Genomic DNA, 14,855 nt, shown 5'->3' on the forward strand with positions numbered 1-14,855 from the left:
TGGCGGAGAGAGTGGGATTCGAACCCACGGTACGGTTTCCCGCACACACGCTTTCCAAGCGTGCGCCTTAAGCCACTCGGCCATCTCTCCGGATGCCCTCTCTTGAAGGGCCATGGCGACTTTTGCAAGTGAGGCTGGCCGAACCGGCGGAAATTTACACAACCCTTTGAATAAATTGTATTATTTTTCGCAGCCCTTGACCGAGCGGGCCGCTGAACCGAAAGCGGATCAGGCGCGACGACAGAATATGACCGCGATTCAGCGGGCGGAGGGGCGACATGACCATCGATCGGGCGTTGGCGTTCTCGATTTTAATGTCCGCGATGGTGGCGGGCAGCACAGCGCCGGCGCTGGCGCAGGCCTGCACCCATCAAGGTGTCGACGTCAGCTGCGACGACGGACGGCGCGGGATCCTGTCCGGCGATGCGATCATCTGGGCTGACGGTACCCGTTCGAGCCTGACCTCGCCGCATCCGAGCGTCATCATCGGGAATAGATCGTCGGTGATCGTGGGATCGGGCGTGTTCGTCGGTCAGGGCAAGGGTGTCGTGCCCCTGGATAATCCGAGCGCGCCGGACAAGGCGCGGTGTCCGATTCTCGATGGCGTCTCGTATTGCTATTAATGATAGCGGCTGCTGCTATTGACCGAGCGCAGTGGCCATGGGGCCGGCGGCACAAGCAGCTGAGGCTCCGGCCCGCATCGGTCGCTCCGGGTCTCCTGCAGCGCGTCGACGAAATCGGCGAACCATCGCTGGATGGTGCCGGCGCGAAGCTTGTCCATCATCGCCTCCCAGCGCAGGCGCCGTTCGTTCAGCGGCATCGAGAGCGCGGTCGCTATCGTCCGCGCCATGCCGTCGATGTCGTTGGGATTGACCAGCAGCGCCGTGTCGAGCTCGTTCGCGGCGCCGGCGAATTTCGACAGCACCAGCACGCCGGGATCGGCCGGGTTTTGGGCCGCAACATATTCCTTGGCGACCAGATTCATGCCGTCCTGCAGCGGGGTGACGACGCCGACCTGGGCGGTGCGATAAAGCCCGGCCAGCACGGTCTGGCTGAAACCCTTGTTGAGATAGCGGATCGGGGTCCAGTCCACCTCGCCGTGGCGGCCATTGACGTCGCTGACGAGTTTAGCAAGCTCGCTCTGCAGATTGCCATACGCCTCGATCGCGCCCCGCGAGGGCGTCGCGATCTGCAGCAGCGACACCGTTCGCTGAAGCGCCGGGTGCTCGGTCCACATGCGGTCGAACGCGTTGATGCGGTTGATCAGCCCCTTGGAATAATCCAGCCGATCGACGCCGATCGCGAGCTTCTCGCCGTTGAGGCTGCGGCGCAGCCGCGACACGTCGGGATGCGACACCGCCTTGGCGGCCTGCTGCGCGAATTTTTCCGGATCGATCCCGATCGGGAATACCGCAACGCGGGTCTTGCCGAAGGACGAGGTGACGACCCCGTCTGCGACCTCGAGGCCGAGATCCGATGAAACGTAGCCCAGGAAGTTTTCGCAATCGTCGCTGGTCTGGAACCCGATCAGATCGTAGGCGAGCATGGCCTCGATCAATTCGCGATGATGCGGCACGCCCTCGATGACCGCGCGCGCGGGCCACGGCGTATGCAGGAAAAAGCCGAGTGGCCGGGTGACACCGAGATCGCGCAATTCCGCGCCGAGCGCGAGGAAATGGTAATCCTGGATCCAGAATGCGGTGTCGGGCTTCTGGAAGCGCAGCAGCGCGCGCGCCATGAAGGCGTTGACTTCGCGATAGCTGAGATAATCTCCCTGCGAGGCGCGGATCAGGTCGGAACGGGAATGCAGCGCCGGCCACAGGGCCGAATTGGCAAAGCCTTCATAATATCCGCCGTAATGCGCAGCCGGCAGATCCAGCATGGCGAGCGCGCCGGCGCCGAGTGCTTCGATTTCAGCGAATGGTTCCTTCAGGGAACCATCGCGGACCCGGCCTGACGAACCCACCCAAATCGCGCCGGACTTCTCCACCACGGGCAGCAGGGCAGCCGCAAGACCGCCCGTCATGGGCTCGTTGGCCTTGCCCCGCGCGACGCGATTTGAAACGACGACGAGATTCACAGGGTCCTCTCCTGAAAGTGCTCGCGGGTTAACAGCCATTCATCAATATGGTTCCTCGTCACCCTTTCAACGAAATGAAACCAAATTCAGGCCGAGCCGCGGCGGAACCCGGCCATTCGATCGCGAAACGATCCAGGAATAATGACAGCTTGAGTGACCGATACCGTTTCGGATCTTGTTTAGCGGTTGGTTTCATCGTTCGGCCGCAACGTCGCCGTCGCTGAGGCGCGCCAGCCAATCCCGCACATCGCGCGGTTCGTCGAAATGATCGGCGACACCTTGCGCGCGCCTGCCGACCGAAAATGCCAGGCCGCCGAAATCAGGCATGATCGCGAACACACTTTCGTCGGTGACGTCGTCGCCGATGAAAATCGGCCGGCGCCCCTTGAAGGGCTCGCGAGTCATCAATTCGATGACACCCGATGCCTTGTTGAAACCGGAATGCTTGATCTCGCAGACGCATTTCCCGGGCAATACCTCGATCGGCGCATTTGGCAAATCGGCCCTGATCAGCGACACCGCTTCGTAGATCGCCTTTTCCGCATGCGGCGCCAGCCGGTAATGCAGCGCCAGCGAGTAGCCCTTGTCTTCCAGCAGAATGCCAGGGCTGAGTTTGGCGATCGCCGCCAACCGCCGTTTCAATTCCTTGTCCATCGGCGGCGCGTGGGTTGCGACGGCCTCGCTGTCCAGCGAGATGCGCATTTCCGCGCCGTGGCCGCCGACCGCCGGGAATTGCTCGGGGGCAAAGATCAGATCGATATCGTTGAGCGAACGTCCGCTGACCAGCGCCAGCGCGCCGGAGGTTTTTTCGAGCAGCCGGTTGAGGGTCGTCGCCAGTCCCGGCGGCACCCACACCTCGCGCGGCGTCGGCGCCAGATCGAGCAGCGTGCCGTCGATGTCGAGCAGGACCGCGAATTCGTCGAGCCGCCCCGCCAATTCGCTCGCGGCCCACTTCGACGGCTTCCGATCCGGTGATGGAATGTCCTGTTGCAACGGCACCTCGGCCAAATCCTGATCTACCAAGTCCTGGTTCATTTCATTCTACTCCACAAAGGCCAGCGGGCGGGCAACCGATTCGAGGGTCCGGCGCTCGGCCGCGACCGCGTAACGCCAGGCGATGGCCGCCGCCGCGATCATCAGGCTCGACCCCAGCAGGTATCCCGCGAAAACGCTGTCGCGCGAGCCGGTATCGATCAGCGCCCCGAACAAAGCCGGGCCGGCCACGCCGCCAACTCCGGTTCCGATCGCATAAAACACCGCAATCGCCAGCGCCCGAACCTCGAGCGGGAAGGTTTCGCTGACAGTGAGATAAGCAGCACTTGCGGCCGGGGAAGCGAAGAAAAAGATGACCATCCATGCAATGGTCTGGGTCTGCGCGCTCAATACCCCGATCGAAAACAGATAGCCGGACAGCGCCAGCAGCACCCCGGACGCGCCATAGGTGAACGCAATCATGGCGCGGCGGCCGAGCGTGTCGAACAGACGGCCGAGCAACAACGGCCCGAGGAAATTGCCGGCCGCGAAGGGAAGGATATACCAGCCGATCCGGTTGGCGGCGATGCCGTAGAAGTCGGTCAGGACCAGCGCAAAGGTGAAGAAGATCGCGTTATAGAAGAACGCCTGCGCGATCATCAGCGCCAGTCCGACCAGCGAGCGCTGGCGATAAAGCGAAAACAGGGTATGCGCCACTTCGCGCAACGGCGTGTGGTCGCGCATCCTGAGCTTGATTGTCGGCCAAGCCTGACGCGGAGCCTGCACATGCCCGGTGACCGAGCGTTCGATGTCGTCCACGATCGCATGCGCCTGTTCGGGATGGCCGTGAATCATCAGCCATCGCGGGCTTTCGGGGATCCACATCCGCATCACGAACACGATCAGGCCGAGACAGGCGCCGGTGAGATAGGCCAGCCGCCAGCCGAGATCCGGACCGATCAAATGCGGATCGAGCAGCACGATCGCGCTGGTCGCGCCGAGCGCCGCGCCGAGCCAGAAGCTGCCGTTGATCACGAGGTCGGTCCAGCCGCGATAGCGCGCCGGCACCAGTTCCTGGATCGTCGAATTGATCGCGGTATATTCGCCGCCAATGCCGGCGCCGGTGAGGAATCTGAACAACGCGTAGCTTGCGACACCCCAGGACAGCGCGGTGGCGGCGGTCGCGGTGAGATAGAGCGCGAGCGTGATGAAGAACAGTTTCTTGCGCCCGATCCGGTCGGTGAGCCAGCCGAAGCCGAGCGCGCCGCACACGGCGCCGGCGAGATAGGCGCTGTTGGAAAATCCGACATCGAAATTGGAAAATTGCAGGGTCGGGCTTTCCTTCAGCGCCCCCGACAGCGCGCCGGCCAGCGTCACCTCCAGCCCGTCCAGAATCCAGGTGATGCCGAGCGCCAGCACGACGCGGGTGTGGAAACCGCTCCAGGTGAGCGCATCGAGACGCGCGGGAATGCTGGTTTCGATGATGCGTTGGTCGTTGCGCCTCACGGACGCCGACATGGGAGCGCTATCATCGACTGCCGGGCTGAGCTGCAAATCCATCAATCGAAACCAATGAGAAAACACCCGGGAATGCGGCATTCCAGGGTTTTCAAGCGTGAATGGGGCTCGCCTGCCACCAGGGTCAACGCAACGGGTACGATCGGGTTCCCGCATGGCGGCATTGGGAACTGTTTGGGTTCGCTGCCGTTTTCGGTTGAAATGATGGAAAACAGACATTGAAACCATGGGGAGTTGGCGATGGCGGGACGCAAGACGGCGACGCGGAAGACCGCAGGAAAGAGCACGCAAAAGCCGACGACCCGAAAGGCCGGTTCGGCGCGCGGAAAATCCGCTGGCAAAAAGCTATCGCCAAAACGCTGGTCGCAGCGCGTGACCGAGCAAAGCGACGCGCTCGATCTGAGGCAAGGCGTCTTCAAGCTGACCGATCCGAGAAAGATCGCGGCCTCGCTGAAACGCTCGGCGGAACGCAGTTCGCGCCGCAAGGCCGGCGCCTATCGCTCGGCGCTCTCGATGCTGACCTTTTATATCAACCGTGCCGGCAAGGGCCTGCCGAAGACACAACGCGAGCGGCTGGAGCGGACCAAGGGCGAGTTGAAGCGGCAGTTCGGGAGGGAGTGAAGTGTCATACCCGCGAAGGCGGGTATCCAGTAATCGCCGGCCCCAAGTGAGAATCGAGACATTCCGGCGTACTGGATCCGCCGGAGCCTGTCGTCCGGCCGGCCAGAGGCCGAACCGGATGGCGGATGATGACAGCAGGGGTGTGCGTGGGATCATTGGGATCGTCAAGATACGACTCCGCTATCTCGCCGCAGGTTTTGCGCGAGTTTTGGCTTGCACGTTCCGCCCTCTTTGATCAGAGGGCGCAGGGAATGCCGGGCGCCCGATGCGCCCGATAGCCGCGTGTGCAGGGGTAGTGTGAGAAGCGCACACGCGTTAGTCAGGTCACACCGGAATCACCCGGCATTCCCTACGCAATGGTTTACGGCTTATAACGCGCTCTCCCCGGTGACCGGGCTTTTTTGCCACCGTCGCCTGCGGATATCGCCGCAAACTTGACGCCAGCGTCGGGGCGTCAGGACCACACGACTTCGCCGTCCGCCTCACACGCCATTCGTCAAAAGCGCATCCGCGTCCACCGCATCCCGCCCCGCGTCCGTGACGATCGCGAGCCGCCCCTTATTGGGACGGGACGGCGGCGGATATGAAACTGATTTGCGCGCGGCGGCAAGCACAATTTCTGAAATTCCGAAATGTTACATTGGCCATGGACCTCGCGCATCGCCACATTCGCGCTACCGCAAGCGTTCCCATTGGCCCGCAAATACGTGCGTTCGTGCCGTGCGTCCCCGGCGCGCAGCTACGCCGCGCGGATATTCGCCATGAAGCGGTCGAGTTCATCGCGCAGCCGCGCGCTTTCGCTCGAAAGGCTTTTTGCCGAATTCAGCACCTCCTCGGAGGCCGATCCGGTTTCGGTGGCGCCGCGATTGACCTGCAGGATGTTGGCGGCGGCCTCCTCGGTGCCTTGCGCGACGTTCTGGACGTTGCGCGCGATCTCCTGGGTGGCCGAACTTTGCTGCTCCACGGCGCTCGCGATCGCCGACGCGATGCTCGAGATCTGGCCGATGGTGCCGCCGATCTCCTTGATGGCCGCGACCGATTCCTGCGTCGCGCCCTGCATGCCCGCGATGTGGGTCGATATCTCGTCGGTCGCCTTGGCGGTCTGGCTGGCCAGCGATTTGACCTCGGAGGCGACGACCGCAAAGCCCCGGCCGGCGTCGCCGGCGCGCGCGGCTTCGATGGTCGCGTTCAACGCCAACAGATTGGTCTGCTCGGCGATCGCGGTGATCAGCTTGACCACGTCGCCGATCTCCTGCGCGGCGCGCGACAATTTGCCGATGCGATCGTCGGTTTCCTGCGCCTGGACCACGGCGGCTTCCGCGATCCGGTTGGAATCGCGCACCCGCCGGCCGATTTCATCGACCGAGGCGGACAGCTCCTCGGTCGCGGTGGCGACCGATTGCATGTTGCTGGAGGCTTCTTCCGAGGCGCCGGCGACCCGGCTCGACAGGCTTTGCGTGGTTTCCGCGGTCCGCGTCAGCGTGCCGGCCGCCTGTTCGAGCTGAACCGCGGAGGCCGAAACGTTGGAGACGATGGCGCCCACCGCCGCCTCGAACTCGTCGGCGAAGCGAATGAGTTCGCTGCGCCGCGCCGCGCCGGCCGCCTTGTTCTGGGCATCATGGGCCGCGGCGTCGCGCTCGGCCTTGGCGATCGCCTGCATCTTGAACTCTTCCACCGCGGCGGCCATCTCGCCGATTTCGTCCCTTCGCCCGAGGCCCGGCAGCACGACGTCGAAATGGCCGCCGGCGAGTTCGCGCATCGCCTTGCACATCTCGATCATCGGCCGCGAAATCCCCTTGCCCAGCAGCAGCGCCAGCACGGCGCCGAGCAGGAAGCCGCCGGCCGCGAGCACCACGATCAGCCGTTCGGTCTCGCCGATGGCCGCATCCGAATCCCTTTCAAGTCTTTGCTGGTCGGAAGACAGGTCCGCCTTCAGCGCGCTCGCGCCCTTGACGATCGCGCCGGCCGATTCGTTCATTTCGGCGACGAGCTTGTCGATCGACGTCGCGTTCCCGACCAGTCTGGTCAGCGCCTGCCGATATTCTTCCAGCAGCGCACCGGCCTCTTTCAGGCCCTGCGCGATCTTTTCGTCCTTCGATGGAATCGTCTTTATCGAGTTTTCGACGAATTTCAGACGCGCCAGCGCGCTGTTGGCGACGGTCTGGTCGGAGTTGATGACGAAGGTATTGGCAAGCGCCGTCACGGCCTGGAATTGCTCCACCACCTTTTTTGCGCCGAATTCGATCGCCTGAAGCTCCGTGTCGGCGGCGTTGCTGGGAAGATCGTCGAGCTTGTAGCGCAGCATGTTGCCGCTTTTCGCCAGCTGGTTTTGCGTCACCAGCGCGCTGTCGCGCTTGACCTTGAGGATATCGGCGAAAATCCTGCTGAAGGTGCCGAATTCACCGGCCAGCCGCGTCACCTGATCGCGCCGTGCCGGATTGGTGGTGCCCTTCATCGATTGATCGATGGCGTCTTTCAGGCTTGCTTCGGCCGCCAGCGCCGCCGTGGCGTCGTCTTCCTTGCCGGTCGCCACATAATAACGCGCCAGTGCCCGGTACGAGATCAGCTCGCGGTCGATATTGCGGGCGAGATCGGCCTCCGAAACGCTGCTCCGGTAGGTCGCGACGCCCGAGGAGACCCGCTCGAATCCGAAATAGGCGAAGCCCATGCTGACCGCCGTGATGGCAAGCACCATGGCGAATCCGAGGGTCACTTTGCCGCGAAAGCGCAGGCTTGGGAGCTTTGACGATGCCGATTGCGAACCCACCCCAACCTCCCCAGCCGCTTTTCCAACGAAAGACGCGTCCGGAAACGCGAGCTTCCGGCTCGTTGCGCGAAATTAGAGCAGAATGGATAAGGGGCGGTAAATTCGCCACCGATCCTCCGGCTCGGGGTTAGTCGAATGCCAACCGTCCCTCCCCGGCCTGGCCGGACCTGGGCCAGGTTGGCCGGACGCCAAGACCCAGCCCCGGAGCGCCAGCCAGAAAACGGCCAGCCTGCCCAAGCGCGTCTGCGGCACGGCCGGGCGTTCGCCGGATGACGGATTGAGACAAAGACGACATCACAATGACTTCCGCGACGAAATTCCTAGTTGCAAAGTCCGACCCCCTTGCTTCTAATCGGAACAACTAAAACATCGGGAGGTATCAGGCGTGTCTACAGTCAAATTGACGGTAAACGGTAAGGCGGTCTCGGCCGAGGTCGAGGACCGGACCCTTCTTGTCCACCTCCTGCGCGAACATCTGAACCTGACCGGCACCCATGTCGGCTGCGATACCAGCCAGTGCGGCGCCTGCGTGGTCCATATCGACGGCAAGGCGGTCAAATCCTGCACCGTGCTGGCCGGACAGGCCGCCGGCTCCAGCGTCACCACCATCGAGGGCATCTCGAAGGGCGACGAGCTGCATCCGATGCAGGCCGCGTTCCGCGACAATCACGGACTGCAATGCGGCTATTGCACGCCGGGCATGATCATGTCGGCGATCGACATCGTCAACCGCTATGGCGGCAAGCTCGATGAAGACACCGTCCGCCATGAGCTGGAAGGCAACATCTGCCGCTGCACCGGGTACCACAACATCGTCAAATCGGTGCTCGACGCCGCCGGCCGCATGAAGGTCGCGCAGGCCGCGGAATAACCCTGATCCGCAGGGGTCAGGATTTTCAAATTTCAGAAACCGGCTGCGACCCGCGCTTTTCAGATTCTTCGCGCAGGTAGTGCGGTCCGACAGGGAGAGATATGATGGGTGTTGAAGGTATTGGCGCCAGTGTGGTGCGCAAGGAAGATCGGCGTTTCATCACCGGCAAGGGCCGCTACGTCGACGACATCAAGCTGCAGGGCATGACCTATGCGCAGTTCGTCCGCAGCCCGCACGCCCACGCCAAGGTAAAGAGCATCGATACCGCGGCGGCGATGAAAATGCCGGGCGTGGTCGGGGTGCTGACCGGCAAGGAGATCGTCGACGACAAGGTCGGCAACCTCATCTGCGGCTGGGCGATCACCTCCAAGGACGGCTCGCCGATGAAGATGGGCGCGTGGCCGGCGATGGCGCCGGAGACGGTGCGTTTCGTCGGGCAGGCGGTTGCGGTCGTCATCGCCGAGACCAAGAACCAGGCGCGCGACGCGGCGGAAGCCGTGGTCGTCAATTACGAAGAACTCCCGGCCGCGGCCGACATTCGCGCGGCGATCAAGCCGGGCGCGCCGCAGCTTCACCCGGAGGCGCCGGGCAATGTGATCTACGACTGGACCATCGGCGAGGAGGCGGCGACGGACGCGGCCTTCAAATCGGCGGCCAATGTGGTCTCGCTCGACATCACCAACAACCGGCTGGTGCCGAACGCGATGGAGCCGCGCGCGGCGATCGCGGAATATAACGAGGCCGAGGAGCATTTCACCCTCTACACGACATCGCAGAATCCGCATGTCGCGCGGCTGGTGCTGTCGGCCTTCTACAACATCGCGCCGGAGCACAAGCTGCGGGTGGTGGCGCCCGACGTCGGCGGCGGTTTCGGATCCAAGATCTTCATCTATCCCGAAGAAATGGTGGCGCTGTGGGCCTCCAAGAAGGTACGGCGCCCGGTGAAGTGGACCGGCGACCGTTCGGAAGCCTTCCTGACCGACGCCCATGGCCGCGATCACCTCACCAAGGCCGAGATGGCGTTCGACAAGGACAACAAGGTCACGGCGCTGCGGGTCAAGACCTACGCCAATCTCGGCGCCTACATGTCGCTGTTCTCGTCCTCGGTGCCGACCTATCTCTATGCGACGCTGCTGTCGGGCCAGTACAACATCCCCAACATCTTCGCCGAGGTGATCAGCGTCTACACCAACACCGTCCCGGTCGACGCCTATCGCGGCGCCGGCCGCCCCGAGGCGAGTTTCGTGGTGGAACGGCTGATGGAGACCGCGGCGCGGCAATTGAAGGTCGATCCCGGCGAATTGCGCCGCAAGAATTTCATCACGCAATTCCCGCATCAGACCCCGGTCATCATGGCCTATGACGTCGGCGATTTCGGCGCCTCGCTCGACGCCGCCATGAAGGCGATCGACTATGCGGGCTTCCCGGCGCGCAAGGCCAAGGCGAAGTCCGAAGGCAAGCTGCGCGGCATCGGCCTGTCCTGCTACATCGAGGCCTGCGGCATCGCGCCCTCGAAAGCGGTCGGCAGCCTCGGCGCCGGCGTGGGCTTGTGGGAATCCGCCGAAGTCCGCGTCAATCCGGTCGGTACCATCGAAATCCTGACGGGTTCGCACAGCCACGGCCAGGGCCATGAGACCACGTTTGCGCAACTGGTCGCCGACCGGCTGGGAATTCCGATCAGCCAAGTCCAGATCGTCCATGGCGACACCGACAAGGTGCAGTTCGGCATGGGCACCTACGGTTCGCGTTCGGCGGCCGTCGGCATGTCCGCCATCTTCAAGGCGATGGAAAAGGTCGAGGCCAAGGCCAAGAAGATCGCCGCGCATCAGCTCGAGGCATCCGAGGGCGACATCGTCATCGAGAACGGCGAGTTCAAGGTCACCGGCACCGACAAATCGATCGCGCTGCCGATGGTCGCGCTCGCCGCCTATACCGCGCATAATCTGCCCGACGGCATGGAGCCCGGCCTGAAGGAAGGCGCGTTCTACGATCCCACCAACTTCACCTTCCCGGCGGGCGCCTACATCTGCGAACTCGAGGTCGATTCCGGCACCGGCAAGACCTCCTTCGTCAATTTCGTCGCCGCCGACGACTTCGGCCGCCTGATCAACCCGATGATCGTCGAGGGCCAGGTCCATGGCGGGCTCGCGCAGGGCATCGGCCAGGCCCTGCTCGAAGGCGCGGTCTATGACTCCAGCGGCCAGCTCGTGACCGCGTCGTTCATGGACTACACCATGCCGCGCGCCGACGACCTGCCGTCGTTCAAGCTGAACCACACCACGACGCTGTGCCCCGGCAATCCGCTCGGCGTCAAAGGCTGCGGCGAGGCCGGCGCGATCGGCGCTTCGGCGGCCGTCATCAACGCCATCACGGACGCGATCGGTAACAACAAGCTCGAAATGCCGGCGACACCCGATCGGGTGTGGCACGCCATTCACGGTTGAGAGGGAAACCAGTCATGTATGAGACCATTTACCATCGCCCTTCTTCCGTCGACGAAGCCGCGGCGCTCTTTGCAAAAGGCTCGGAGGCAAAATATCTCTCCGGCGGCCACACCCTGATCCCGGTCATGAAGCAGCGGCTGGCCTCGCCATCCGACGTGATCGACCTTGGCAAGATCAAGGAACTGATCGGCATCGACGTCTCCGTCGACGCGGTGACGATCAAGGCGGCGACGACGCATTACGACGTGGCTATGAACGGACCGGCGCAAAAGGCGATTCCCGCGCTCGCCCATCTCGCCTCGCTGATCGGCGATCCGGCCGTCCGCCACCGCGGCACCATCGGCGGCTCGATCGCCAACAACGACCCGGCGGCGGACTATCCGTCGGCGGTGCTCGCGCTCGGCGCGACCGTGAAGACCAACAAACGCTCGATATCGGCGGATGATTTCTTCAAAGGCCTGTTCACGACCGCGCTGGCCGACGGCGAGATCATCACCCAGGTGTCGTTCCCGATTCCGGCCAAGGCGGGGTATTCCAAATTTCCCCACCCGGCGTCGCGCTTCGCCTTGACCGGCGTGTTCGTCGTGAAGACCAAATCGGGCGACGTCCGCGTCGCCGCCACCGGCGCGTCGCAGAGCGGCGTGATGCGGGTGCCGGCCATCGAGGCGGCGCTGAAGGCCAACTGGTCGGCAGGCGCGCTCGACAGCGTCAAGATTTCCGCCGACGGTTTGATGAGCGATCTTCATGGCTCGTCGGACTATCGCGCCAACCTGATCAAGGTGATGGCGCAACGCGCGGTCACAGCCGCCGGCTGACCACGTATTTCACTTCAAACCAACGGTGCGGCGCGCAGCAATGCGCGCCGCTCTGCATTTAGCCGGCGTCAGCGCCAAAAGATGCTTGCAAGGCAGGTCGCAAGGCGAGACAATTTAGCTAATCAGCTAATTAAAAAATACGTGCACGATCCGGAAAAGTGGCCGCCGGTTTTCCGAAAAGATCATGCACAAACAATAGGGTGGAGCGCCCATGAAATTCGGCATTTTCTACGAGCATCAGCTACCGCGCCCGTGGAACGAGGGTGACGAGCACAGGCTGTTTCAGGAGGCGCTCGACCAGGTCGAACTCGCCGACAAACTCGGCATCGACTACGCCTGGGAGGTCGAGCATCATTTCCTCGAGGAATATTCGCACTCCTCGGCGCCGGAGATCTTCCTCGCGGCCTGCTCGCAGCGCACCAGGAAAATCCGTCTCGGTCACGGCATCTGCCTGATGCCCCCGAAATACAACCACCCGGCGCGCGTCGCCGAGCGCATCGCCACGCTCGATCTCGTCTCCAACGGCCGTGTCGAATTCGGCACCGGCGAGAGCGCGTCGCTGATGGAGCTCGGCGGCTTCAATGTCGGCTTCGATCCGGTCGAGAAGCGGCGGATGTGGAAAGAGGGCGTCGAGCAATGCACCGACATGATGGTGATGGATCCCTACCCCGGCTTCAAGGGCGAGTTCTTCGAGATGCCGTGCCGCAACGTGGTGCCGAAGCCGCTGCAGAAGCCGCACCCCCCGCTGTGGGTCGCCTGCTCCAACCGCGAGACCATCAAGATGGCGGCGCGCTGCGGCATTGGTGCTTTGACCTTTGCCTTCGTCGATCCCCGCGAGGCGCGGCAGTGGGTCGATGACTACTACCGCATCTTCAAGGAGGAATGCGTGCCGATCGGGCACGCGGTCAATCCCAATGTCGCGATGGTGACCGGCTTTTCCGTGCACCCGGACGAGATGGAATCGCGCCGCCGCGGCGAAGACGGCCTGAGATTTTTTCGCTACGGCCTCGCACATCATTATATCTTCGGCGAGCACAAGCCGGGGCGTACCGATATCTGGGCCAATTTCGAAAAGGCCCGGCACGCGCTGCCGGCCGCCGGCGCCGATCACGGCATCGGCACCCCGGACCAGTTGCGCACCCATCTGCGGCACTTCGAGGAATCCGGCGTCGACCAGACCGTGTTCATCCAGCAGGGCGGCCGCAACAAGCACGAGCACATTTGCGAGGCGATGGAGCTGTTCGCCAAGGACGTGATGCCCGAGTTTCGGGCGCGCGAAATCGAACGCGAGAAAAAGAAGCAGGAAGAGCTCGCGCCCTATATCGAGAAGGCGATGGCGCGGAAGCAGGAGACAAAGCCGATGCGCGACGACGAAATTCCGGTCTATGTCGCGCTCGGCCGCAAGATCGCCGAGGAAGGCACCGGCACCGAACGCCAGAAGCAGAACGCCAAATTGTGGGCCGAAGCCGCCAAGGTCACCTTGAGCGATCCCGAGCGCCACACGGCCAAAACAACCGTAAAACAATAAGAATGGATTTTTGACGTGACCGATACCATGACATCTGCCGCTACCCAGGCCTCCCCACAGCGCGCCAGCGGGCCGCTGACCGGCGTTCGGATCGTCGAATTCGCCGGCATCGGACCCGGCCCGTTCGCCTGCATGATGCTGGCCGACATGGGCGCGGAGGTGGTGACGCTCGACCGCGTCGGGGCGAAGAAGAACCTGAAATCCGTGGCCGGGCGCGGACGCAAGGTCGTCGAACTCGATTTGAAGGACAAGGCCGCCATCGCGCAGGTGCTCGATCTCCTCGCCAACGCTGACGCGCTGATCGAGGGTTTCAGGCCCGGCGTGATGGAGCGGCTGGGGCTGGGGCCTGACGTGGTGCAGGCGCGCAATCCGCGCCTGGTCTATGGCCGCATGACCGGCTGGGGCCAGGAAGGCCCGCTGGCGCAGGCGGCCGGCCATGACATCAACTATATCTCGGTCACCGGCGCACTCGCGGCGATCGGACCGAAGGAAAGGCCGGTGCCGCCGCTCAACCTGGTCGGCGATTTCGGCGGCGGCGCGCTCTACCTCGTGGTCGGCGTGCTCGCAGCCCTGCTGGAAGCGAAGAAGTCCGGCAAGGGCCAGGTGGTCGACGCAGCGATGTGCGACGGCGCAGCCTCGCTGATGTCGATGTTCTTCGACATGACGGCGATGGGCCGCTGGACCGAAGGACGCGAACGCAATTTCCTCGACGGCGGCGCGCATTTCTACGGCGTCTATGAATGCGCCTGCGGCAACTTCATCTCGATCGGCTCGATCGAGCCGCAGTTTTACGCCCTGCTGCGGCAACTCGCCGGCTTGTCGGATTCAAGTTTCGACGCCCAGATGGATCCCAAGGCGTGGCCCGCGCTCAAGCAAAAACTGGTCGGGGTGTTCAAGACCAAGACGCGCGAGGAGTGGTGCAAGATCATGGAAGGCACCGACGTCTGCTTCGCGCCGATCCTGACCATGGCGGAAGCGCCAAAGCATCCGCACATGGCGGCGCGCAAGATTTTTGTCACCCGCCACGGCGTCACGCAACCCGCGCCGGCGCCGCGCTTCTCGCGCACCCCCTCGGCGATCCGCGAACCCGCCACGGCGGACATCGGCGAACTTACCAGCGAGTGGCAGGCGGGGAAATAAATCGGTCGTTCCGGGGCGTGCGCAGCGCGAGCCCGGAATGACGACCCTGGCTTGTCCGGAATCGAGGGAGATTCGGCATTCTAGCCGGCCCGCCGATTT

The 14,855-nt window shown here is 63.5% G+C and carries 11 protein-coding genes and 1 tRNA gene; 7 read left to right on the forward strand and 5 right to left on the reverse strand.

The features are described 5' to 3' along the window. Positions 1–90: transfer RNA gene (locus QZ213_RS01375), tRNA-Ser, on the reverse strand. A gap of 188 nt (positions 91–278) precedes the next feature. On the opposite strand from QZ213_RS01375, the gene QZ213_RS01380 reads away from it, so the two are divergent. Further along, entirely contained in the window at positions 279–623 is a 345-nt protein-coding gene (locus QZ213_RS01380) for a hypothetical protein (RefSeq protein ID WP_291684249.1), read from the forward strand. On the opposite strand, the gene QZ213_RS01385 is transcribed toward QZ213_RS01380, so the two are convergent. From QZ213_RS01385 to QZ213_RS01395, 3 genes are all read right to left on the reverse strand, one after another. Next, entirely contained in the window at positions 620–2,080 is a 1,461-nt protein-coding gene (locus tag QZ213_RS01385) for a trehalose-6-phosphate synthase (protein ID WP_291684250.1), read from the reverse strand. The two genes, QZ213_RS01380 and QZ213_RS01385, sit on opposite strands and share 4 nt — an antisense overlap. 192 nt (positions 2,081–2,272) lie before the next feature. Next, positions 2,273–3,115, reverse strand: coding sequence for a trehalose-phosphatase (otsB, locus tag QZ213_RS01390; RefSeq protein WP_291684251.1), 843 nt, complete (start codon positions 3,113–3,115; stop codon positions 2,273–2,275). Between the two features lie 6 nt (positions 3,116–3,121). Continuing rightward, complete coding sequence (locus QZ213_RS01395; RefSeq protein WP_291684252.1) at positions 3,122–4,612, reverse strand: MFS transporter; 1,491 nt, start codon at positions 4,610–4,612, stop codon at positions 3,122–3,124. Positions 4,613–4,804: 192 nt separating this feature from the next. On the opposite strand from QZ213_RS01395, the gene QZ213_RS01400 reads away from it, so the two are divergent. Next, positions 4,805–5,191 (forward strand): DUF3175 domain-containing protein, encoded by a 387-nt coding sequence (locus QZ213_RS01400; protein ID WP_291684253.1) that lies wholly within the window; start codon positions 4,805–4,807, stop codon positions 5,189–5,191. A 739-nt stretch (positions 5,192–5,930) separates the two neighbouring features. On the opposite strand, the gene QZ213_RS01405 is transcribed toward QZ213_RS01400, so the two are convergent. Next, positions 5,931–7,886, reverse strand: a complete 1,956-nt coding sequence (locus tag QZ213_RS01405; RefSeq protein ID WP_291684274.1) for a HAMP domain-containing methyl-accepting chemotaxis protein — start codon at positions 7,884–7,886, stop codon at positions 5,931–5,933. A gap of 457 nt (positions 7,887–8,343) precedes the next feature. Here QZ213_RS01405 and QZ213_RS01410 point away from each other — a divergent pair, with 457 nt between their 5' ends. The 5 genes from QZ213_RS01410 to QZ213_RS01430 all read left to right on the forward strand — a co-directional run bounded on the left by QZ213_RS01410 (position 8,344) and on the right by QZ213_RS01430 (position 14,756). Beyond that, a complete protein-coding gene (locus tag QZ213_RS01410) occupies positions 8,344–8,829 on the forward strand; it encodes a (2Fe-2S)-binding protein (RefSeq protein ID WP_291684254.1) in 486 nt (161 codons plus the stop codon). A gap of 104 nt (positions 8,830–8,933) precedes the next feature. Next, positions 8,934–11,273, forward strand: coding sequence for a xanthine dehydrogenase family protein molybdopterin-binding subunit (locus QZ213_RS01415; RefSeq protein WP_291684255.1), 2,340 nt, complete (start codon positions 8,934–8,936; stop codon positions 11,271–11,273). Between the two features lie 14 nt (positions 11,274–11,287). Then, complete coding sequence (locus QZ213_RS01420) at positions 11,288–12,088, forward strand: xanthine dehydrogenase family protein subunit M (protein ID WP_291684256.1); 801 nt, start codon at positions 11,288–11,290, stop codon at positions 12,086–12,088. Between the two features lie 211 nt (positions 12,089–12,299). Then, entirely contained in the window at positions 12,300–13,616 is a 1,317-nt protein-coding gene (locus tag QZ213_RS01425) for an LLM class flavin-dependent oxidoreductase (protein ID WP_291684257.1), read from the forward strand. Between the two features lie 27 nt (positions 13,617–13,643). Then, on the forward strand, positions 13,644–14,756 hold the full coding sequence (locus tag QZ213_RS01430) for a CaiB/BaiF CoA-transferase family protein (protein WP_291684275.1): 1,113 nt from the start codon (positions 13,644–13,646) through the stop codon (positions 14,754–14,756). Positions 14,757–14,855 lie beyond the last annotated feature (99 nt).

This window comes from Bradyrhizobium sp., assembly GCF_017881085.1.
GTDB lineage: Bacteria > Pseudomonadota > Alphaproteobacteria > Rhizobiales > Xanthobacteraceae > Bradyrhizobium.